Raw genomic sequence first — 20,379 nt, 5'->3', positions numbered from 1 at the left:
CATCACGAGTCCTTGGCCATCAGAAGTCCTCGACCACGGTGGTGACCGCCTCCAGGACGGCCCGGCCCCCCTGGGTGAGGGTCAGGGTGACCGGCGTCTGCCTGCGCCCCTCGCTGTCGCGCCCGCACAGTCCCACCACCGCGGCGCAGCGCATGCCGAGCTCGGGCTCGGCGTAGCCGCGGAAATGGACCTTCAAGGAAGCCAGCGTGCAGCGCTCGGGGCGCAGGCCGTGCGCGCGGCCGACGGCCAGCAGCGACGTCTGGCGCAGCGTCTCCAGCTGGACGAGGGCGGGCACATGGCCCTCGGCCGCCCTGCCGGGCATCGGCCAGCCGGCGGGAACCCGCACGCCGACGGACAGCCGTCCGTCGCTGAGGTCACAGGGGCCGTGTACCAGGACGTTGCCGGGCAGGCTCCGGCCCACCTCGGCCGGGTCCACGGGCGCGCCGGTCACGTCCGTCCGCGCGGGCGCGCGCAGCGCCTGGGCGCGGCTGTGGCGGCGGTGGTTGCTGTGTGTCATCGGCGGCAGGAACACCACGTTCACCGTGCCCGCGCCGCAGGGGACGTCGCCGATCTGCAGAAAGGTGCGGAACTCCAGGGCGCGCGGCACCTGGGCGATGACCTTCTCCGGGCGCACCTTCAGGACCTGGGTGAGCTGCGCGGGACCGGTGCCGGTGGCCCGCCACGAGGACACGTCGCGGGTCGCGACGGCGAAGCGGTAGAAGACGCCGGTGCGGTCCACCGGTACGCCGAAGTGGGTCTTCCCGATGAACTCGCCGATCTCGCGGATCATTTCGGCGGCCGCCTGCAGATCGTGGAAGCGGTGCGGGCCGTCGCAGAGCAGCACATGCGAGCTCGGCAGGTCGTCGCTGAGGACGAACTCCTCCTCGCTGTCCGGGGATTCGGCGAGGCCGAGGGGCTCCCACGACCTGAGCCGGTGAACCAGGCGGCGCGTTCCCCTCCGTGCCGGTGCGTCGGCCACTGCGGCCTCGGCGCTGACGCCCACGCGGTCACCACCTTCCCTTCCTCGCGGTTCTGTGCCGGACCAGGTTCGCCGCGCACGGCGTCCCGTCGCCACCGTGGGGCGCTGGTAACAACCTGTAGGTCAGCAAGCTGCCGTCGCCGGGCGGGTGCGGGGGCGGGCGGGGCGGCAGGCGGGTGAGGTGGTGTGTTCTGCTCAGCGGCGTCCTGCCGGGACGGCGGAGGCCGCCCTGGTCGTCAGGGCCGGGCCGGGTCCCGGGGGCCGGAGGACGTCGCCTCGTCGAGCATTCCGGACAGGACGACGTTCACCCCGGCCTGGAAGCGGCTCGCCGAGTCCAGGTCCTCCATGATCTCGGATATGTGGCGGCGGCAGGTGCGCACCGACATGCCCAGTCGCCGTGCCACCATCTCGTCCTTGTGGCCCTGGGCCATGAGCTTGATCATCGACCGCTTGACGTCGTCGGCGACGTGCGCCGCGTCCTCGGCCTCCGCCACGTCCGGATTGAACACCGAGGCCCTGGTCCACAGATGGTCGTAGAGCTTGCACAGGAACGTGACCAGGGTGGGTTCGCGCACCAGGATCGCGCCGGGCGTTCGTCCCTCGACCCCTTGCTCGGGCAGGAAGACGGCCTCCCGGTCGTAGATGACCATCCGGTCTATCAGTTGGTCGGTGGTGCGCACCTCCGCGCCGGCCGCGCACACCGCGCGGATGTACGCCGAGGTGACCAGGTCTCCTCGGACGGTGTGCTGGTACAGGTGCTGGATCCGCAGGCCCCGGTCGAGCCGCTCCAGGGCGCGGCGGCGTGCCCCGTCAAGGAGGTGGCTCGGGCGGGGCCCGCCGGGCTGCACGCTCAGCACCTCGTGGCGGCACCGTGTGCCGTAGTCCTCCATGAGCGCCTCGAGCGCGTCGAGGTCGGTGATGACGTCGAAGGCCTCCGTGCGATTGCGGCGCCGACGGCTCTCGAAATAGTCGGGCAGCAGCGCGAGAAGGCCGTCGCGCGCCTTGGAGACGGACTGCTGCAGTTCCCGGATCTGTTGCTCCGCCGGGCCCACCAGGTCCGCCGACGCGGCTTCGGGGCTCACCGGGACGAGGCCGCCCTGCTCGCCCCGCAGGGTGGACAACAGCCGCACGGCCAGCAGGTTCTCCTTGATCTGCTCGGCCTCCTCGGGTGTCAGGCCGAGGCGTGCGGCGATCTCCGCGGATTCGTACCGGCCGGCGTACACGGCCTCCCGATAGGCGCAGACGTCCTTTTCGCTCAAGCCGCCGAAATCGTAGTCAGAAAGGGAACTTTCCGACATGCTGCAGCCACCCCTCTGCAGAAATTAGTTGCCATGCAACTTTACGACATCGTTTGCCGCTTGGGATTGGCTTTCACGGCGGCGCAGACTGAGGTGCGTCGCAAGGCGGAGACCGACCGAACGGGCGGGGCGAACCGCCCGGCACATGTGTGAAGGACGAGCTCATCTCCGAAGGGGGGAGGGGCGGATGGACATCCTGGTCGTCGAGGACGACGACGGCGTCGCCGAGGCGCTGGAGCAGACCCTCAAGGCGCACGGCCACCACACCGACCGGGCTCGCACCGGCACCGAGGCGCTGAACCGCTTCGGCCGTGCGTCCCTCATCCTGCTCGACCTGGGCCTGCCCGACCTGGAAGGGCACGAGGTGTGCCGGCGTATCCGCGCACAGTCCTGCGTCCCGATCATCACCGTCAGCGGGCGCACCGACGAACTCGACCGGGTCATGGCGCTGCACATGGGAGCCGACGACTTCGTCGACAAGCCCGTGGGCCGCTACGAGCTCGTCGCCCGCATCGAGGCGGTCACCCGGCGCACCCGTGGCTGCCCCCACCACGTGAGCGCACCCCGGCAGGCCACATGGCCCGTGCGGGCGGCAGCGGCGGCGCAGGAGCCGACAGCGCCAAAGGAGCCCGCCGGCCCGGCCGCTTCCGCCCCGGCCGACGGTCAACTGCGCGCCGGCCCCCTGCGGTTGGACCCGAAGACCCGCAGGGTGTTCCTCGACGGGGCCGAAGTGGTCACCACACGCAAGGAGTTCGACCTGCTCGCCCTGCTGATGCGAGAGCCCGGCACGGTGCGGGAGCGGCACCACATCATGACCGAGGTCTGGGACGCGAACTGGTTCGGCTCCACCCGCACCCTCGACGTCCACGTCGGCTCCCTGCGCACCAAGCTCGGCGACACCGAGTGGATCGAGACCGTACGCGGTGTCGGCTATCGCCTCGCCGTGCCCCAGGCCCTGCTCGTCTGAGACGGAACCCCGCCATGGCCCTCACCACCCAAGCGCCGACCGCCCCCGCCACCGACACGGCACCCGCGCCCGCCCCGGCCCCCACCGGCCCGCTGACGCGGCATCTGCCACCGCACGACGGCCCGGCCATCGCGGCGGCAGCGGCCCACCAGGTCCGCAGCCCGCTCGCCTCGATACGGCTGCGCCTGGAGCTTTTGCAGGACCAGCTGTCCAAGACCGAGGCCCGCCGCGAAGTGCGCGGCATCCTCGCCGAGGTACAGCGCCTGGGCCGCATCCTCGAACAGCTGCTGACCTGGGGCTCGATCGACCGCCGCGAGAGCCCCGCGGAGAACGTCGACCCCCTCGGCGCCGCCGCCCGGAGCATCGACGCGTGGTCGCCGCTGGCCGACACCCACGACGTCCGGCTCGTCCTGCACGGCCTGGCCTGCACGGCCACGCAGGTGCCCGGCGCCTTGGAGCAGTCCCTCGACGTCCTCCTCGACAACGCCCTGCACGTCTCGCCCGACGGCTCGGCCATCCACCTCACCGTCCGCCGTACCGCCACCACGGTCCGCACCGAAGTCGCCGACCGGGGCCCCGGCATGACCCGCGAGGAGATGGCCCGCGCCTGTGAGCCGTTCTGGCGCGGCGGGTCCTCGCGCAAGCCCGGCGGCACCGGCCTGGGGCTGACCATCGCCGCGGCGCTGCTCACCGCGTCGGGCGGGCACCTCGAACTGGACGCGCGTGACGGCGGGGGCCTGCTCGCCGTCGCGGTGCTGCCGGTGGCGGCCTGACCGGCACGGCAGCGCATCGCCGCGGCCGCGGAAGCTACAACAGTCCGCCCAGCGGCAGGACCCGCTCGGCCAGCTGTCCGCACACCCGTCCCTCGCGGACGTCGGCCTCGGCGAGCCACCCGGCGCCGACCAGGAGGTCGGCGTGGACGCGTACGTCCTCGGGCGGCACGGCACAGAACGCGGCGGCCTCCTCGATACCGAGCCCGTCCCGACCGGCGTGCCGCAGGCGGCCGTCGGGGCGGGTGTGGGCGGCCGTGTACAGGGCGAGCAGCCGGGTCGCCGGGCCCGCCTTCTTCTTGCGGAGCTTGCGGTCGCCGACCACCTTCTGGGCCCAGCCGGAGATCCTGGAGCGGTTGTTCTTGCCGAGGGTGAACGGATGGGGCCTCACCGGCAGCAGGCTGGGCACCGTGAAGGCGGTGGGGTTCTCGGGCCTGGAGGCCATCACCTCCTCGGAGGTGCTCGGCATGCGCAGCCAGTCGGCGTCGGCCAGCTGCCGCAGTACGCCTTCGGCGTCGTCCTGGAGCCAGCCGGTGAGGTCCTGTCCGGTGATGTTCCCGCTGCCGCAGCGCGCGGCCCGCAGGGTGAGCATGAGGACGGCGAGGTGCACTCCGGGCTCGGGGCTCGGGGCGTGCGAGGCGATGTGGCCGAGCAGGTCCCGTACGTGCGCGGCCTGACCACGGCTCAGCAGCCGTTCCACCGCCGGGCCGCCTACGGGGCCGACGCGGTGCTCGTGCATCTCGCGCGTGGTCTCGGCCGCCTTCTCGGCGCGGTCGGCCTCCTGGCGCAGCGACGGGTCGCCGCAGACGTCGGCCCACAGCCGAAACGCGCGGGCCTTGCGGTCGTGGAGCGTGGCCAGCAGCGCCAGGTCGGGCTCGGGGCACTGCTGGTAGGCGCGGAACGCGTCCCCGAGCTCGACGAGTTCCAGGCGCAGCACGTCGGGCTCGAGGTCGTGCGGCACGATCCGCTGGGCGATCTTCCCGCCGCGCCGCCTGTCCGGCCGCGGCCCCGCTCCCGGTGCGGCGGCCCGCCCCCGCGCACGGGGAACCGCCGCCGGCGCGCCCACCGACGACGCGCCCACCGCGTCCGCGTCCGTGCCCGCGTCCGCGTCGGGGCAGGGGCCCCGGTCGGAGAACACCGCCGCCGTGCCGCCCGCCGGCCCGCCCGCCGCCCGCGCATCCGGTGCGGTACGCGCCGCGGGGGCGGCGGTGTCCAGGACACGGCAGTCAGGGGTCGCGGCCGCACACCGCGCGCACATCTCCGCGATCCGCCACAGCCGCCCGGCACGGTCCGCGTACACGCTCAGCACGACCGGCCCCCCGCACCGCACCGCCCCCGGCTGCGGCCCCGCGCCACGGCGTCCGGCGGACGAGCCGGGGGCATGCCATCCGCAGTCGGCGGCGCGGCAGGCACACCACGCCCCGCCGCGCGGACCGCCGCCCGCGCGGACGTGGGCCAGGTGGGCGTTGACGTGCCCGACGGCGGCTCTGCGCGCCTCGGCGGCGGTGGCGAACCGCTGGTCGGCGCAGGCCGGTCGGGAGCAGGAGAGCTTGACCGCGCCGGCGGAAGGGCGACCGTCGGGATCGAGCCGGATCGTCCACACCCGTCCCGTCACCCGCTCGTCGTGCCGTGTGCCGGACTCCACCGCCATGTACGCACCTCTCCGCGTCGTTCGACCCGTCGGATCGGGCCGTTCCCCATCATCAACGATCTGGGCACGGAAACAGGTGCAGTTGACCACGCTGTGTGCATCGAGCGGCGACAGGAAACGGGTCGCGCCGAGGGTGATACTTGACCTTGGAACCTTAAGTTCCTTAAGGTTCGTTCATGCGGGAAGTCGGCATCGAGCAAGCTCGGAAGATCTTGGGTGACCTGGTGAACGAGGTCCGCTACAGCGGCCGCAGTATCGTTCTCACTCGCAACGGAACCCCCGTCGCGCGCCTCGCCCCCCTGGAACCCGCGGCCCCCGCCCCGCGGACCGCTCACCCCGAGGAGTCCTGATGCCCGCCGACTCCCGCCCCTCGGCCCACGACGCCGTCGACGCCCTCCTGGCCCGTTCCCTCGCGCCGGCGCCGCTGCCGCCCCACGAGGAGCGCAAGGCGCTGCGGACGGCGCTGCGCATCTCCCTCACGGACGCGGCCCGCGCCCTCGCGGTGAGCCCCGGCACTCTGCGCGCGTGGGAGAGCGACCGCGATCCCGGCAAGCCCGAGCAGCGCGAGGCGTACGCGTACTTCCTGGACTCCGTCCGCGGACGCCTTGAAGAGCAGGATCAGCACACGCGGGCCACCGCCGTCGACAGGGGCCGCCCCGGCCGGACGGCACCCACCGCATCGGCGGCGAGCGAGCCGCCCGCCCCCACGGCCGAACCCCACGACGCACCCGCGCCCACGCCCGCCTCCAACTCCGCCGCCCCCGCATCCGGCTCCGCCCCCACGCCCGCGCCGCCCCGGAGCACGAGGCAGACCACCTCGCGCCGCCGCGGCGCCGACGCCCGCCCGGACCTCCTCGCAGCCATCCACGCGCACATCACCTCCGCCCTCGACGAGAGCGGAGGCGACATCGACGCCGCGGCCCGCGCCCTGATGGGCGACGAGCCGAACAAGGCCGGCCGCTCCATCAACAACGTGATGGAGCTGTGGGAGATGAGCCGCGTCGGCACGCGCTACGACCACACCGTCTACCTCGACGCCCCCGACCCGCTCGTCCGCAGGCGCAAGGACGGCTCCCCGCTCGTCTGGGAGGGCCGCGTCAAGTTCACCAACGCCGACCCGGCCCTGGTCGGGCGGCCCGTCACCCCGCTGGACGCCAACGCCGCCTACCTCGCGGCGCTCAGCACGGCACACCTGCCCGTACGCCAGATCACCCACAACCCCACCGGCGTGCACGAAAGACACGGCGAATGGTCCTGGCAGGACCCCGACTGCTACGGCAAGGGCGTCGACCTCGCCGGAATCGTCCTCATCGACCAGCCCGCCTGGCCGCACAAGGACCTCCCCAACCCCCTCGGCGACCGCGAGACACGCGGCGCCCTGTGGGTGCCGACATCCACCTATCTCAAGCTCAAGGACGCCGCCTCGTCCAGGTACGGTGACCTCATCGACACCGTCCCCGAAATCCAGGAAGCCTACGTCGCGCCCGGCACGGACGCGATGTTCAAAACCCTGGCATCGGTCCTGAACTCGGCGCGCACCAGGGCGATTTCCGACGGCGACGAACTCACCAGGGCCTACATCGCCAAGATGTACTCGGTCCTCGTCTCCACCATGGGCGACAGCCACGCCAACAAGCACATCCGCCGCCCCGACTGGGAACGGATCATCCGCGCACACGCATTCGCCAATCTGTGGCGCAAGGCCGTCCGCGCCCACCAGGCGGGCCTCACGATCGCCTACGCGGGCGGCACGGACGAGCTCCACCTGGCCGGCGACGTCTGGACGGCCCGGCGAGACGGCAGGCTTCTGTTCCGCCAGGGCCCCGGCCTCGCCGAGATCAAGACCAAGGGCGCCCCCTACACGTGGCGCGGTAAGGCAGTGAGGAACTGATGCCCCGCGAGCCCCACAGCGGCGGCGCCCTCGGCGACTGGGGCCGCGGACCCGACAGCGGCGGCGCCGCGTTCGTGGCCGAGATGGACCGCCAGGTCCGCGACCTGATCGAACACGGCGAACTCGTCCCCCCGCGCGGAGCGTCGCCCGACAGCCGCCGCCAACTCGCCTACCTCAACGGCCTGAAGGGCGGCGCCCGCGAACCCCTGCTGGCCGCCGGGGTGCCCTACAGCACGGTGCGCCGCTGGGAACGCCAGGGCTTCGACGTACACCCCATCGGCGCCAACACCGACCGCGTCGCCCGCGCCTACTGGGGGACCCGCGCCCGCAACTGGCGCCGCACCGGCCGCCCCGTCCCGCCCGCCGTCCGCCAGGCCCTCGCCCCCCAGCTCAAGGAACGCGCCCACGGCCAGCGCATGACCGTCCGTCCCGTCGACTACCGCGACGTCCACCCCCAGGCCCGCGGCGCCCAGAAGGTCTTCACCGACAAGGGCGAACGCACCGTACGCCCGAGCAACGCCCGCTGGGACCACCTCGTCGACGCCTACGCCGGCGGCGACGAGACCCAGATGGACGACGCCTGGATGATCTACGCGGGCGACATCGACTCGCCCCCCGAGGGCTACTACGAGGTCGCCTCGGTCGGCTTCATGATCTGATCCGACCGGCGGACGAAAGGGCCCGGCGCGGGTTGTTCAACCGACCGCCCAGTCGCGCAGCCGGCGGGCGATGCCGGCCACGCCCTCGGTCCCCGAAGCCGCGTCGCGTACGAGCTCGACGGCATCGTCGACGGGGTAGTCGAGACGTCTTCCGTTCACGGCCAGGTATGCCTCGGCGGAATGCCAGGCGAAGGCGGCGTTCGAGTGCTCGAGGCAGGGCAGCCGTGCCAGCGTGTGCAGGAGCGCCGCCGCCTTGAGGTTGAGGCTCCCGTAGATGTCGTGCTCCAGAGCCCGCGCGTTGACCCGGGCGACCGCCGCGTACAGCGGGCCGTAGTCGTCGACCTGCGGGTCCCCGTCCAGGAGCTCGGCGGCGTGCAGCAGGAAGGTCACCTCGAGCGGATGCTCGGGATCGGGCTGGGTCACGCGGCGTGCCCCTGTCCGCGCCCGTCGAGGTCACGCAGGGCCCGCCTCTCGGCCTCCCGCTGCCCGGGAGCCGGGTCCAGGTCGTCGACGGCGCGGAAGGCGTCCCCGCTGCGTTCCTTGGATTTCCCGAACGCCGACAGGAACGCGCTCTCGACGGCCGTCGCACGGGCGTAGGCGGCCGACAGGATGTACTCCTGCATGCTCATCCCCTCCTGCCGGGCCGCCGCTTCGATCGCCGCGTGCTGCGCCGGGTCGGGGAACCTCAGGTTCAACGCTTTCGGAGGCTTCGCCATGGTACCGATGGTACCACTGGCCTCACGCTACGAGCCGACGGGCCGACGGCCGCACAATGGGGCCCGTGGCCCACGTTCCGATCGCTCGTCATCTGCTCCGTGCCCGAGACCTCGCGGACGCCCGCTACGTCGAGGCACTCACCGTGGCCGACATGGCTGCGGCCGCCGCGCTGTCCCCGGCCCCGAAGTCCTGTCGACTGGCCGTCAGATTGGCGCCGGGCCGGTTCGCCGGCTTCCGCCGGAAGCCGGCGACCAGGAACCCTGGCCCTGCTTGGCGGACCGGGGTTCTGGAGAAGGACGTCCGCGTCAGGATGCTGCCGCTCGAAGCGGCACGGCGGGGTACGACCTGACGCGCCACCCCACCCCTGATCGAGTGTGATTGCTTTCGTCGCAAACTGTTGACTTGGTGAGGTGCCTCGGAGAGGCTTTGCAGCCGTCCCGCTCCACCAGACCGACGGCCACGGCGCTCGCTGACATGGCTCAGCGGGGACCTCACGGGAGGCGCGTGCCGCTTTGCGCACCTGCACCGGTACACGTGTTCCTGCACGGACTCCGACACTGGTTCCGCCCGTGATCGGGTGTCAGCACGCCAACGTCCGAAGACTTGTCGGTTCGCCGCGGCGGAGCGTCTGCCGGTCCGTCGCCCCGGCCCCGGATCGCGGGCGCCGACGTGCGGGAGAGCCGCAGGAAGGATGAGCCAGTGAAACCGCCCTACTCAGCCCTACCTCGCCCTCGCGCCACACTGTTCATGCTCTGTCGAATCCTGGCGGTCTTCGTGCTCGCGGCAGGAGCCGTGACGACGCTCGGGTCCGGCCGGGCGCACGCCTCCACGAGCCAGTTCCACGGAGTGAACTGGGCGGACCAGCGGGACAACTTCGTCAACGGAGTGCTGCACCCGTCCGGTCTCAGCTCATCGGACACGTATGCCTCGGCATCCACGGTGGCCGACCAGGTGGTCGGCCAGATGTACTCGATCACCGGTGCCGACACCGTCCGTATGCCGATCAACGAGCCCACCGTCGCCGACTACTGGCCGACCTACACCGGCGCCATCGACACCGCGCTCACCAAGGGCAAGGTGATTCTCGCCTACTGGGCCTACGCCAACGGCAAGCCTTCTTCCACGAGCGCCTTCTTCCAGATGTGGGACACCGTCGTCGCCAAGTACGGCGGCAACCCCAACGCGTACTTCGAGGTGATCAACGAGCCGTACGGCTACAGCACGACCGACCTGGACGACTTCTACGACAACTGGCTGGCCAGATACTCCAGCGTGCCGCGCGGCAGAGTGATCCTCGATGGCGCGGGCTACGCACAGAACGTCGCCGCCGTCGGAGGCGACAGCCGCCTGAACAACACGCTGCTCGCGGTGCACGACTACTCGTTCTTCGCCGGCTACGACGACGAGACCGACTGGGCGAACCACATCGCCGGCTACATCGGTGCCTACGCAAGCCGCACCGTCGCCACGGAGTGGGGCGGCCCGATGAGCCCCGGGACCAAGAACGGCGTCCAGTACGACACGATCGACTACAGCATCCCGAGCGGCTCGTTCTTCGCCGATTACATCCGGGGCGTCAGCAGCGAACTGCGCGCGCTCGGCGTGGGCAGCGTGTACTGGCCGGGGCTGCGCGACGGCGACTGGTACAGCATGACGTCGAAGAGCGGGACCGGTTCGGGCATCAAGCTGTCCCTGGTCAACCCCACCGGTCTGACCCGCCTGCGGTACGCGTGGGGCATCGGTGGCGGGGGCGGCACGTACGTCAGGATCGTCAACGCCGCCACCGGCCTGTATCTCGATGGCGACGGCCGCACGTCCAACGGGTCCGACGCCGACCAGTGGACCGACGACACCGGCCGTCACGACGAGCAGTGGACCATTGAGAACGACGGCGGCTATGTGCGGTTCAAGAACCGAGCCACCGGGCTCTACCTCGACGGGGAAGGCCGCACGTCCAACGGATCCGCCGTTGGCCAGTACGCGGACACCAACAGCGCCAACCAGCAATGGTCCGTCCTGACCGATGCCAACAACGTGCGCATCAAGAACCGTGCCACGGGCCTGTACGTCGACGGCATGGGCCGTACCACGACCGGCGCCGGCCTTGGCCAGTACAGCGACACCAACAGCACCAACCAACAGTGGCGCATCACCGCTGCCGGCTGACGACGAGCCTTCCGGCGGTCCGGATCGGCGGTTGGAAGCCGCTCGTCGACCCGGAGAAGGCGGGGGCTCGGTGCCGGGCCCCCGCCGCCTGCACGTGGGCCGTCACCGCGGCGTCCGCGCTCGGGCACGAGGCGCCCGCATCGGTGCACTGCGCGTCAGCTCCCTCAACCGGAACACGCCCTCTTCCACGACCGGAGCTGTCGACCAACCCCGCTGCCGTCAGCCGGCTTTCGGTGTACGTTGCCGAGCCGCCCATGAGTGCTCGGCCGTCATTCCACTCAGCGTGGCCGACCACGGAGGCTGAGCCGGAACCCGGCGTGGAGCAGTGCTTCGACAGCCGTCTGGGCGTCACCGTGAGAGGCGGTGCTTCCCCCACGTTGACGGCTTCGGGATGGGGCGCAGGCGCCCGGGAAGCACAGGACGTGACGCCAGTGTCTGCGGCTTGCGGTGCGCTGGGGACGAAAGCGCAGGCTATGGGCGTAGGCGGGCGGTCGTCGGCGTGGCGCCGCCGACTGCTGCGCCGCCGGACCGGGGCGGCTGCCCAGGACAGTCGGCATGACCGGTCCGTACGTGACCGGTCCGTACGTGTCGACGTGACTCGCGGACACGACCGCGTGGCCGTTGCAGCGCTCATGTGGTGAACCCGCCCCGGCTTGGCAGACCGCCGCGGGGGCCTCGGTCGGTTTCTTGAGGATTTTATGTGGAGGTCAGGTGTGGGACGGGTAGTGTCCCGTCGAATCGCGGCGATCTCGTGAAGTGAGAGCGGGATGTGATGTCTGGGGCGTATGGGGGAGCGATGAACGTCGGTCCGGGCTTCGACGCGCCTGCCACATCCGGAACCGGCGATGCCTCACCGGGCGATGCCCCGCCCGGGGACGCCCAGAGCGGGGCCGCCGATTGCGGCGCCATCCCCGATTCGGGCCCCGATCCTGATGCCGGCTCCGCCCACAGGGCGGGTGAGGTGGGTGGTGCGGGTGAGGCGGGGGCCGGGCCGTGGACCCGCGCGGCTTTCGGAAGGGGCGTGGACTGGGGGGCGGGAAGGGGGGAGCAGCGGGCGCGCTCGTTCATGATTCTCGCCACGCTCCTCTACCGGGCCAGCCATGTGGTGATCGCCGTGTTCGCGGTGCAGCGGCCGGTGTCCGATCGGCCGGTGGACTGGCTGATGCTGGGCATCGCTGTCGTGTGCAGCGTGCTGGTGTGGGGGCATGCGGTCCGAAGCGGCCGGTTCTCCGCCGCGAGAGTGTGGGCCGATGTCGTACTGGTGGGGGCGGGGCTTCCGGTCGTCGCGGTGGTCTGGGGCGGACCGGTGGAGCTCGACTCTTTCGGCTGGGTGATCCTGCTCGGTACCTCCTCGTCGGCGGCGGCCGGAGTGGCCCTGGGGGGCGTGGAGATCGTCGGGGCGGTGCTGCTCATGGGTGCGTCACCGCTGGTGCTGTGCGCACTGATACATGTCAGTCCGTCGATCCTCGGCAGCCATCTCATCTCACTGGTGTCCTCCGGCGTCATGGCCTGGGTGTTCTGGCGCTACCTGTGCCGGCAAGGCCGGCTGCTCGACGCGGCCAACGCGCGGGCGCTGGAGACGGAGGCACGCCGGGCCCGGGACGCCGAGCGGCTGGCCCACCACCGGGCGCTGCACGACACCGTGCTGGCGACCCTCACCGCCCTCGCGGGCGGGGGCGTGGACGCCAACAGTCCCGAGGTGCGCGAGCGGTGCGCGCACGAGGCGGCTTATCTGCGCCGTCTGGTCCAGCGCGGTGCCGACGAAGGGCCAGGCCCGGGCCTGGGGACCGCCCTGGAGCGTGCGGTCCGGTTCGCCGAGGGTCTGGGACTGAGGGTCAGCGCCCAGTACCAGGCCCTCCCCGAGGTGCCGCCCGAGGTGGCCACGGCGGTGAGCGATGCGGTCACCGAGGCGCTGAACAACGTACGCCGGCACGCCGGTACGTCCCGCGCCTACCTGACCGCCGCGGGCAGCGCCGACGGGCTGCTGGTCACTGTCGTCGACCGCGGCACAGGGTTCGATCCCCGACGGGTGGTGCCCGGGGTCGGCCTGCGCAGTTCGATCGCCGGCCGGCTGGCGGAGGCAGGCGGGGCGGCGCAGGTGGAGAGCATGCCGGAGGAAGGCACCCGAGTCGAGTTGAGGTGGCCCGCGTGATCACCGTCGCGGTCGTGGACGACGACCGGATGCTGCTCGACGGTCTGGGATCCTGGTTCGGCGGCGTGTCGAGCCTGCGGCTCACCGCCTCGGTGGCGACCGTGGACGAGTTGCTGGCTGTGATGCCTGAGCCGGTGGACGTCGTCCTGCTGGACCTGGTGCTCAAGGACGGTTCGCGGCCCGTCGACAACATAGGGCGGCTGCGTGCGGCGGGCTGCCGGGTGCTCGTGATCAGCTCGGTGCCGGACCGGTCGCGGATCCTGTCGGCCGTGTCGGCGGGGGCCGGCGGCTATCTGACCAAGGACAACGACCTGAAGACCCTGGTGGCGGCGGTCGAGGAGATCGCCGCCAGCGGGACCGCGCACTCACCCGAGATGGCCTTCGCCTGCGCGCACGACGCCGACCCGGCCCGGCCCCGGCTGTCGCCGAAGGAACTTCAGGTGCTCGTGGACTACGCCTCGGGTCTCACCCTGAAGGCCACCGCGCGGCGCGCCGGGATCAGCGCGAACACGGCGAAGGACTACCTCGACCGGGTGAAGGCCAAGTACCAGCAGGCCCGTCGACCCGCATACACGAAGACCGACCTGGCCGCGCGGGTACGGGAGGACGGGCTCGGCGGCTTTTGACGCCCCGGCCTCGGCCGCCTGTGGTCGGGGGTTGAGGAACATCCGAACGAAATCCGGCGCTAAGGATCTGTCGGCCCTGGTGGGCGGCTGACGGAGCGTCGGCGACTGGACTCGTCTGAAGTCGTCCTACAGACAACGCCCTAGTATCTGCGGCAGCTTGGTTCGTCACCTGCGGTGACGTTTTCGGGGCCGTACATGAAGCGGCCCTGTTATCTGCGGCAAGGGGGAAGCGGTGCCCACCGTCGTGCAGCCGGCGGCCGGGAAGGCGTTGACCGTCCGCGCGGCGGCTGGTGCCTTCCTCGACTCGCTCCGCAACCCGAACACGGCCCGCAGCTGGTCGACCGGCGTCGGCAAGACCGCTGAGCGGATCGGAGAGACCCGCCCGCTCGGGTCGGTCGCGGACGACGAGGTCGGCGAGGCCCTGGAACTGCTGTGGGGCACCGCGGCGGTCCAACACCTGGAACGCGCGCCGGGCGGCGGTGCTGTCGTGGCTGGGCCGGTGCGAGTCGTACGGGTATGACGGCCGGCGGTCCCGGCCTGGACGAAGCGGCTGGCAGTGCCGGACTCCGGGCCCCCGGCCCGCTCGAAGATGGCCGTGGACCGGCTCATCGCCCGGCGTGAGGTCCACCTGCGGGAAGAAGACGCTGTGGCCGGCCCGCCTCTCCTACGGCCAGGCCCGCGCCCCGCTCGATGAGCACACCGCCGTGCGCGGACCAGGGACGGGCTGGGACCTGCACGGGTACCGCCATTCCGCCCTCACCCACCTCGGGGAGCAGGGCGCCTTCCTGCTGATGCTGATGGCCAAGTCCCGGCACAAGAAGCCGGAGAACGTCCGCCGGTACTTCAAGCCGTCCCCCGAGGCGATCTCTGAGCTGACCAGCCTGCTCGCCCCCGGCGATGCGCGCCGCTGACCCTGCTGTGCAAGAAGTCGGCCTGCGGCTGTACGCCTGCTCGCGCCCGACGCAACCCTTGGATGGCATCCTTGGATTTATCTCTTGGCTCCAACCCAAGGGTTGCTACCTTGGGTTCATGTCAGGCAACGAGAAGCCTCGCCTCATCCCGACCGGCAAGTGCTGGTGCGGCTGCGGGAAGGACGTCGGCCTGGGCAAGTTCTTCGCCGCCGGCCACGACAAAATCGCCGAAGCAGCGCTCATGGCCCTCAAGTACGACGGGTCCGTCGCTCAACTGCTCCACGCTCACGGCTTCGGCTCGCACCATTCCGTACGCCACGCCGCCGTCACCGATCCGGACTGCTCGTGGGAGAAGTGCGCCGACTGCAACTACAGCGGCGCCCCTGCCAGCATCGCCAACCACCGCAAGAAGGATCATCCCGACCGGCATGTCCTCGCCCAGGCGATTCGCGCCCTCGGCGGCGCCTGGGATCCGCAGCGTGCCGTCAAGGCTCTGGGCGACCACGGTCACACGTGGGAAGACCAACGGGCGGCGGAGAAACGTGTCCGGCAAATCCTGCGCGACCTGTGCGCGGACGGGCTCATCGCCAAAACCGACCCTCAACGGGCCGTCTACGACTTCGTTCAGGAGTAGAGCCGGGGACGGTTCAGCCCTCGGGGACGGGGGTGCCCTGGTGGTAGTAGAGCCGCCATCCGGTGTCGCCCTCGCCCTTGCGCCACAGGGAGCTGCGGCGGGCCCGGCGGCCGGCGATGACGCTCTCGTACGTCAGGTGCACGAGGTCCGGGGCGAGGAGCACCCCGCGCATGCCGGAGGTCTCAATGCGCGGGCTGTCCGCTCCGCCGTGCAGGGTGGGCAGGGCCGCGACCATCTCCTCGTACGTCCAGCGCCGCCCGGAGGCGCCGACCTCGACGAACTCGGGGTCGAACAGCCGGACGCCGACGGCGGAGGCGCGGACGGCGGTGTCGTGCAGGCGCAGTTCACCGTCCTTCGCCGCGGCTATTGCGGCCTGTTCCTCGGGGTTCTCAGTCGTGTCGATCACGGACGCATCCTCTCCCGCCCCGGAGCCCTGGGCAAAGGGTCTTCGGGATCCGTCCGTTGACCAAAGTGGAGAACCCGGCATTCCGGGCCGCGGCGTGCCTGGTCGCCTCTACAGTTGCGTCATGGACTTCAACCGGGGTGACTGGACCTGGGAACTGATGCTGACGAGGCGTCCCTCCGACACACACTTCTCGAAGTCGAGCACTCCAGGCGGAGAGAGCCCGCTGGCGCGGGATGACGACAACGCGCTCGTCACGCACGCCGTGCTGTTCGACGGGACCAAGACTGCCCTGGTGATCCTCGGCGCGGGCGTCGCGCTGGGGGCCGCCGCCGCGGTGAAGGTCACGCCGCATGTCAAGAGCGGGCTGACCAGTCTTAAGTCGAAGCTGCGCCGCCGGGCGGAGGACACTACCGACGCCGAGACTCCCGTTCCCCTCACGGTCGTTGCGGAGGTCGAGCCGGAGCAGCCCGAGCCCCCTCGACTGCGCACTGTCTGACCGTCGGGCAAGGCGCCGGCGCGGGCCCGGGTAGATCCGCATCACGGACTGTCCCGTGCCCTGTGCGGGGCGTCCTCGGGTATGTCGCGACGGTCTCCTCCATCGAGGGCATCCACGGCACCAGGTGGACCAGGTTTTTGCGCAGGATGAGGACCTCCTCGCCCTCGCGCATGGCCTTGCTGTAGGAGGCGGCGAGCGGGAAGCGGAAGGCCGTCACGATGGTGTGCGGGACCTGGAGGAGGTCCAGGCCCCGGCTGATGTCGGCCGCAGTGGCCTTCCACTTGCCGCAGTCGACCTCCCGCCACAGGGCCGGCCCGTCGGCGTTCAGCCTCCCGGACGCGTTGATCGTGCTGACGATCCGCCGCTGTGCGGCCCGGACCTCCGAGGCGACCGCTACCGCCGTCTCCCTCTCCCTGCTCTCACCGACGCCCTGTTCGCCGTGTCGTCTGTGCTGGTCAACGAGCCAGGGGCGGGGAAGGCCCGGTGGACTTTCCCCCGTCGGGCGCGCTCCCTCGTCGTCATCGGCAGTCAAGTCGAGCCGGGTTGAGCTGTCTCAAGTCCCCTGCACATGGAGCTGGGTTGCTCGGGCCGCCCCCATCCTGAAGCGGTTATTGCGAAGTTTTCGCTTCATATCTACGGTGAGCGCATGCGACCGAAGCACGAGCCTGAGCAGATCACTGACCTGTCACGGTTGAGGGCGTTCATGAATCCGCTGCGGATGCAGCTGTACCGGCTGCTGTACGCCGCGGGCACCGCGACCGCTTCTCAGCTCGCCGAGCATGTCGACGAAACGCCGTCGCTGGTCAGCTACCACTTGCGCAAGCTGGCCGAGCACGGCTTCGTGACGCAGGCGAGCAGTCAGGGCGCCGACGGCCGTGAGCGGTGGTGGCAGGTGGCATCCGAAGAGGGCTGGGGCTTCCGCGACTCGGACTTCGCGGACACGCCCGAGGGAGCCGCCGCCGTCGGCGCGGTGACCCGAGGGATCTTCGACACCCGCGTCGCCCAGTACCGCACGTATCTCGACCAGAAGTCCGCCTGGGGGAAGGCGTGGACCGATGCGTCCTTCAGCTCCGAGTGGCTGCTCGACCTCACCCCGACCGAACTCGCCGAGATGAGCGATGAGCTTGAGGCGCTGGCCCGGCGCTGGCGGGAGCGCGGCAAGGCCGCCAAGGCGGCCGACGACACCGAGGACCGCGAGCACGTGTCCGTGCACCTCTACGGCTTTCCCTTCCGGCCTTGACTCAGCCGGATCCCGACGTACTGGAGCCCACGATGGCCACCTCGGAGACAGTCCTGCCCGAACACGCCTCCACACCGGCCCACCGCGACGGCAACGTGCTGCGTTGGCTGACCGCGTACACCGTCTCCCTCGTCGGCGACAGCGTGTACTTCGTCGCCCTGGGCTGGTCCGCTCAGAAGGCCGCCGGTCCTACCGAAGTAGGCCTCGTCATGGCCTCCGGAGCGTTACCACGGGCGCTGCTCATGCTCGGTGGGGGCGTGGTGGCCGATCGGTTCGACCCCCGCCGGGTGATTCTCGGCAGTGACACACTGCGCTGCCTCCTCATCCTGGCGGTCGCCACCGGTATCGCACTGACGGCGCCGGCCTTGTGGATACTGGTCACGGTGGCGCTCGTCTTCGGCGCCGTCGACGCGCTGTTCGTACCCGCTGTCGGTGCCCTCCCGCCCCGCATCACCGCCCCTGACCAGCTGGCCCGGATCACCGGCATGCGCACGCTCTCGACGCGCCTCGGCCAGATCGCGGGCCCGCCGATCGGCGGCCTTGCCATGGGACTCGGCGGACCCGCGGCCGCCTTCGCCGTCGCCGGACTGCTCATCGCTCTGTCCCTGCCGCTCCTGCTGGCGATACGGATACGGCCCCTCGTGGCGAGCGGCGCCGAGCAGACAGGGCCCGGCACCGCGCGGCAGGAGCTGCTCGACGGCCTGCGGTACATCCGCCGCCACCGGCTCATCGGCCCGCTCGTCGCCGTCGGCGCCATCTGCGAGTTCGGGCTCACCGGCACCCTCAACGTCGGCATGGTGCTCCTCAACGCCGAACGCGGCTGGGGCCCTTCCGGCTACGGCTGGATTGTCAGCAGCTTCAGCGCAGGTGCCGCAGCCAGCGCCGCGCTGCTCGCGATCGCCGGTCGGCTGCCCCGTGCAGGCCTGATGATGGCTGGGACGCTGCTCGTGGGCTGCGCGGGCGCGGCCACGATCGCGCTGGTGCCGACCCTGTGGCTCGCCGTGGTGCTGGCCGCGGTCATCGGACTGAACGCGGGTGTCTTCGGCAGTCTGGACAATGCCCTCATACAGACTGCGGCGGATCCGGCCTATCTTGGCCGGGTCACTTCCGTCGTCATGCTCACCATGGTCGGTCTCGCCCCCCTCAGCTACCCGCTGGTCGGCGCTGCTATCGGAGCCTGGGGAGCCGCCCCGGTGTTCGTCGGCTGCGGCGTCTTCGCCAGCCTGGGCGTGGGCATCGCCCTGGCTTCCAAGGCGGTGCGGCACGCCGAACTGCCCCGGCGGCAGCCAGGCGTGACCGTGTAGACAACCCAACCGCAGCCCCGCCGACCAGCCCGCAGCAGGGGCTGGTCGGCGTCTCCCGACGAGTGGCAGTCACTCGCCGTCCACGGCATCCGGATCACGCAGTGGCCGCAAGCCTCCGGGCAGGTCGGGGAGCTGGTGCCCCGGCCCGGGCGGCCTGGATCGGGGTCTCGAACAGGTAGTACGTCGACAGCGCTCCAACTCCGTGCGCGACGGCGCCCCGTCGTACGCCGCGTACGCAGCGGCCTGCGAATCCGTCAGAAACTCGACCGGCACCCCGGACGTCCAGACAGTCAATGATCACCACGACTGCCGAAGGCTCCGCCTCAGCAGAGCCCCAGGTCAAGCGCTCTCAGGCCCGTGATGGGCTTAGCGCCGGTTTTCGTTCGGGTGTTCCTCAACCCCCTGGTCATTGGCGCCGCCGGCCACCGGGCCCCGCCGGCCACCGGGCGCCGCCCTGCTCTCTCGTCGCGCCGTCTACGGCTGGCTACGCGGAGTCGGACACACCCCTGCCCCGGCCGTCACTTGCCCCGGCCGTCACTTGCCCCGGCCGTCACTTGCCCCGGCTGTCACTCCACGCCTCAGCGCCTGCATGCCGGACACCGCCGACGGACGTTCGAGCGGACGCTCTCGTGGCTGCCCGGCTCCCCCCGACCCTGTCCCATGGGACGCCGTCCCAAAGTCCATGAGACACCGTCATAGAGCACGAAGACGTGTACCGCAAGCCCCCCGAACGGGTGGCTGGAGCAGGACAGTCTGGACCCGTAGCGTCGAGCACGCCGACGCGAGCCCGACACCAGTGACAGGCCCGGGGTGGGGGCGGAGGGTGGGGGGGGCGAGGCGGGAGCGGGGGCAAGGCCGAAGGCGCGGGGACGGGACGTGCCCGCACGAGGCGACAGGGGGGGGCCGTGTTCGAGTTATGGCCGGCCACGGCCGATCACGGGTGCCACGTCGTTGTCGTTCCGCCGCACAGAGCGCGAAAGGCGGGCGAGCGGTACGAGCCGCACAGTGTGCCGCAGGACGGACCGCGCACGGACGGCGCAGCCCGGCGGGAAGCGCCATGGAGAAAAAACGGGCCACCACGTCACAGCGCGGCGCGACACAGAACGGCACAACGGAACACAGAGCAACACCGCCGAACGAGATGTCGCCTTTTCGTGAACCCCGCCGGAGGAGGACCGCACAAGCCCTCCGAAGCGGAATCCATTACTCAATTCACAATACCCTGCGGGAGGAGCCTCGTGCCCCCGCGCAACCATTCACGACCATCATCAAGTCCCCTGCATACAGGGCGAGTTGACGTCAGCTGTCATGTAGAACGGACCCCGTTGACAGAGGGACACATTCATGTCAGCCTACGAGAAGCCGGGATTCGGACACCGGCGGCAAAGATTTCAGACATCTTTTATAACGCTCGGTGTTGATTTCCGAGTTGATCTCCGGGATTGCCCGCGAGGAGCTTGATGAGAATCGCTCCCCATTGCGCGTTCGGGAATTCCGGAGAGCTTTTCCGAT

The 20,379-nt window shown here is 71.0% G+C and carries 19 protein-coding genes and 1 pseudogene; 14 read left to right on the top strand and 6 right to left on the bottom strand.

The features are described 5' to 3' along the window. Positions 1 to 19: 19 nt before the first annotated feature. Entirely contained in the window at positions 20 to 1,003 is a 984-nt protein-coding gene (locus tag OFY01_RS16760) for an AfsA-related hotdog domain-containing protein (protein ID WP_266600688.1), read from the bottom strand. A gap of 212 nt (positions 1,004 to 1,215) precedes the next feature. Then, on the bottom strand, positions 1,216 to 2,238 hold the full coding sequence (locus OFY01_RS16755; RefSeq protein ID WP_266600686.1) for a helix-turn-helix domain-containing protein: 1,023 nt from the start codon (positions 2,236 to 2,238) through the stop codon (positions 1,216 to 1,218). A 226-nt stretch (positions 2,239 to 2,464) separates the two neighbouring features. On the opposite strand from OFY01_RS16755, the gene OFY01_RS16750 reads away from it, so the two are divergent. Beyond that, the gene (locus OFY01_RS16750; RefSeq protein WP_266600684.1) at positions 2,465 to 3,244 is read left to right on the top strand and encodes a response regulator transcription factor; all 780 of its coding nucleotides are present in this window, start codon (positions 2,465 to 2,467) and stop codon (positions 3,242 to 3,244) included. Between the two features lie 14 nt (positions 3,245 to 3,258). Then, positions 3,259 to 4,017 (top strand): sensor histidine kinase, encoded by a 759-nt coding sequence (locus OFY01_RS16745; RefSeq protein ID WP_266600682.1) that lies wholly within the window; start codon positions 3,259 to 3,261, stop codon positions 4,015 to 4,017. Between the two features lie 34 nt (positions 4,018 to 4,051). On the opposite strand, the gene OFY01_RS16740 is transcribed toward OFY01_RS16745, so the two are convergent. Further along, on the bottom strand, positions 4,052 to 5,665 hold the full coding sequence (locus OFY01_RS16740) for a hypothetical protein (RefSeq protein WP_266600681.1): 1,614 nt from the start codon (positions 5,663 to 5,665) through the stop codon (positions 4,052 to 4,054). Positions 5,666 to 5,841: 176 nt separating this feature from the next. Here OFY01_RS16740 and OFY01_RS32590 point away from each other — a divergent pair, with 176 nt between their 5' ends. From OFY01_RS32590 to OFY01_RS16730, 3 genes are read left to right on the top strand one after another with little or no spacing between them, the layout of a single operon-like run. Continuing rightward, positions 5,842 to 6,015 (top strand): type II toxin-antitoxin system Phd/YefM family antitoxin, encoded by a 174-nt coding sequence (locus OFY01_RS32590; RefSeq protein ID WP_407700359.1) that lies wholly within the window; start codon positions 5,842 to 5,844, stop codon positions 6,013 to 6,015. After that, positions 6,015 to 7,556 carry a hypothetical protein gene (locus OFY01_RS16735; RefSeq protein ID WP_266600680.1) on the top strand — a complete coding sequence of 514 codons (1,542 nt, stop codon included), beginning with the start codon at positions 6,015 to 6,017 and terminating at the stop codon, positions 7,554 to 7,556. The genes OFY01_RS32590 and OFY01_RS16735 overlap by 1 nt, the downstream gene beginning before the upstream one ends. Then, on the top strand, positions 7,556 to 8,215 hold the full coding sequence (locus OFY01_RS16730) for a hypothetical protein (RefSeq protein WP_266600679.1): 660 nt from the start codon (positions 7,556 to 7,558) through the stop codon (positions 8,213 to 8,215). Before OFY01_RS16735 ends, OFY01_RS16730 begins: the two co-directional genes overlap by 1 nt. A gap of 36 nt (positions 8,216 to 8,251) precedes the next feature. On the opposite strand, the gene OFY01_RS16725 is transcribed toward OFY01_RS16730, so the two are convergent. Together OFY01_RS16725 and OFY01_RS16720 are read right to left on the bottom strand one after the other, a co-directional pair. After that, positions 8,252 to 8,638 (bottom strand): fic family toxin-antitoxin system, toxin component, encoded by a 387-nt coding sequence (locus OFY01_RS16725; RefSeq protein WP_266600678.1) that lies wholly within the window; start codon positions 8,636 to 8,638, stop codon positions 8,252 to 8,254. Further along, the gene (locus OFY01_RS16720; protein WP_266600677.1) at positions 8,635 to 8,931 is read right to left on the bottom strand and encodes a type II toxin -antitoxin system TacA 1-like antitoxin; all 297 of its coding nucleotides are present in this window, start codon (positions 8,929 to 8,931) and stop codon (positions 8,635 to 8,637) included. Before OFY01_RS16720 ends, OFY01_RS16725 begins: the two co-directional genes overlap by 4 nt. Before the next feature lie 65 nt (positions 8,932 to 8,996). Here OFY01_RS16720 and OFY01_RS16715 point away from each other — a divergent pair, with 65 nt between their 5' ends. The 6 genes and pseudogenes from OFY01_RS16715 to OFY01_RS16690 all read left to right on the top strand — a co-directional run bounded on the left by OFY01_RS16715 (position 8,997) and on the right by OFY01_RS16690 (position 15,421). Then, positions 8,997 to 9,281 (top strand): hypothetical protein, encoded by a 285-nt coding sequence (locus tag OFY01_RS16715; RefSeq protein ID WP_266600675.1) that lies wholly within the window; start codon positions 8,997 to 8,999, stop codon positions 9,279 to 9,281. 398 nt (positions 9,282 to 9,679) lie between these two features. After that, positions 9,680 to 11,098 (top strand): RICIN domain-containing protein, encoded by a 1,419-nt coding sequence (locus OFY01_RS16710; protein WP_266600673.1) that lies wholly within the window; start codon positions 9,680 to 9,682, stop codon positions 11,096 to 11,098. A gap of 1,066 nt (positions 11,099 to 12,164) precedes the next feature. After that, positions 12,165 to 13,250, top strand: coding sequence for a sensor histidine kinase (locus tag OFY01_RS16705; RefSeq protein ID WP_266600671.1), 1,086 nt, complete (start codon positions 12,165 to 12,167; stop codon positions 13,248 to 13,250). Continuing rightward, positions 13,247 to 13,876: a response regulator gene (locus tag OFY01_RS16700; protein ID WP_266600669.1), complete on the top strand. Its 630-nt coding sequence runs from the start codon at positions 13,247 to 13,249 to the stop codon at positions 13,874 to 13,876. Before OFY01_RS16705 ends, OFY01_RS16700 begins: the two co-directional genes overlap by 4 nt. Before the next feature lie 232 nt (positions 13,877 to 14,108). After that, positions 14,109 to 14,787, top strand: a pseudogene (locus OFY01_RS16695) (hypothetical protein). A gap of 118 nt (positions 14,788 to 14,905) precedes the next feature. Further along, positions 14,906 to 15,421 (top strand): hypothetical protein, encoded by a 516-nt coding sequence (locus OFY01_RS16690; protein ID WP_266600667.1) that lies wholly within the window; start codon positions 14,906 to 14,908, stop codon positions 15,419 to 15,421. Positions 15,422 to 15,434: 13 nt separating this feature from the next. On the opposite strand, the gene OFY01_RS16685 is transcribed toward OFY01_RS16690, so the two are convergent. Then, a complete protein-coding gene (locus OFY01_RS16685) occupies positions 15,435 to 15,827 on the bottom strand; it encodes a nuclear transport factor 2 family protein (protein ID WP_266600665.1) in 393 nt (130 codons plus the stop codon). A gap of 121 nt (positions 15,828 to 15,948) precedes the next feature. Here OFY01_RS16685 and OFY01_RS16680 point away from each other — a divergent pair, with 121 nt between their 5' ends. The 3 genes from OFY01_RS16680 (at position 15,949) to OFY01_RS16670 (ending at position 18,867) form a co-directional block, all read left to right on the top strand. Next, positions 15,949 to 16,323: a hypothetical protein gene (locus OFY01_RS16680; protein ID WP_266600663.1), complete on the top strand. Its 375-nt coding sequence runs from the start codon at positions 15,949 to 15,951 to the stop codon at positions 16,321 to 16,323. A gap of 646 nt (positions 16,324 to 16,969) precedes the next feature. Then, complete coding sequence (locus tag OFY01_RS16675; protein WP_266600661.1) at positions 16,970 to 17,563, top strand: ArsR/SmtB family transcription factor; 594 nt, start codon at positions 16,970 to 16,972, stop codon at positions 17,561 to 17,563. A gap of 32 nt (positions 17,564 to 17,595) precedes the next feature. Continuing rightward, positions 17,596 to 18,867 (top strand): MFS transporter, encoded by a 1,272-nt coding sequence (locus OFY01_RS16670; protein WP_266600719.1) that lies wholly within the window; start codon positions 17,596 to 17,598, stop codon positions 18,865 to 18,867. The last annotated feature ends 1,512 nt before the right edge of the window (positions 18,868 to 20,379 follow it).

Origin of the sequence: Streptomyces beihaiensis, from assembly GCF_026274175.1 — a bacterium.
In the GTDB taxonomy this organism is placed as follows: Bacteria; Actinomycetota; Actinomycetes; order Streptomycetales; family Streptomycetaceae; genus Streptomyces; species Streptomyces beihaiensis.
This window is presented reverse-complemented; position numbering and strand designations above follow the sequence as displayed.

What these genes read in the sequence shown, in the direction of transcription:
- OFY01_RS16750 (WP_266600684.1), top strand. Translation starts at nt 2,465, where the DNA reads ATGGACATCCTGGTCGTCGAGGACGACGACGGCGTCGCCGAGGCGCTG.
- OFY01_RS16745 (WP_266600682.1), top strand. Translation starts at nt 3,259, where the DNA reads ATGGCCCTCACCACCCAAGCGCCGACCGCCCCCGCCACCGACACGGCA.
- OFY01_RS16740 (WP_266600681.1), bottom strand. Translation starts at nt 5,665, where the DNA reads ATGGCGGTGGAGTCCGGCACACGGCACGACGAGCGGGTGACGGGACGG.
- OFY01_RS32590 (WP_407700359.1), top strand. Translation starts at nt 5,842, where the DNA reads ATGCGGGAAGTCGGCATCGAGCAAGCTCGGAAGATCTTGGGTGACCTG.
- OFY01_RS16735 (WP_266600680.1), top strand. Translation starts at nt 6,015, where the DNA reads ATGCCCGCCGACTCCCGCCCCTCGGCCCACGACGCCGTCGACGCCCTC.
- OFY01_RS16730 (WP_266600679.1), top strand. Translation starts at nt 7,556, where the DNA reads ATGCCCCGCGAGCCCCACAGCGGCGGCGCCCTCGGCGACTGGGGCCGC.
- OFY01_RS16720 (WP_266600677.1), bottom strand. Translation starts at nt 8,931, where the DNA reads ATGGCGAAGCCTCCGAAAGCGTTGAACCTGAGGTTCCCCGACCCGGCG.
- OFY01_RS16710 (WP_266600673.1), top strand. Translation starts at nt 9,680, where the DNA reads ATGCTCTGTCGAATCCTGGCGGTCTTCGTGCTCGCGGCAGGAGCCGTG.
- OFY01_RS16705 (WP_266600671.1), top strand. Translation starts at nt 12,165, where the DNA reads ATGATTCTCGCCACGCTCCTCTACCGGGCCAGCCATGTGGTGATCGCC.
- OFY01_RS16690 (WP_266600667.1), top strand. Translation starts at nt 14,906, where the DNA reads ATGTCAGGCAACGAGAAGCCTCGCCTCATCCCGACCGGCAAGTGCTGG.
- OFY01_RS16680 (WP_266600663.1), top strand. Translation starts at nt 15,949, where the DNA reads ATGGACTTCAACCGGGGTGACTGGACCTGGGAACTGATGCTGACGAGG.
- OFY01_RS16675 (WP_266600661.1), top strand. Translation starts at nt 16,970, where the DNA reads ATGCGACCGAAGCACGAGCCTGAGCAGATCACTGACCTGTCACGGTTG.
- OFY01_RS16670 (WP_266600719.1), top strand. Translation starts at nt 17,596, where the DNA reads ATGGCCACCTCGGAGACAGTCCTGCCCGAACACGCCTCCACACCGGCC.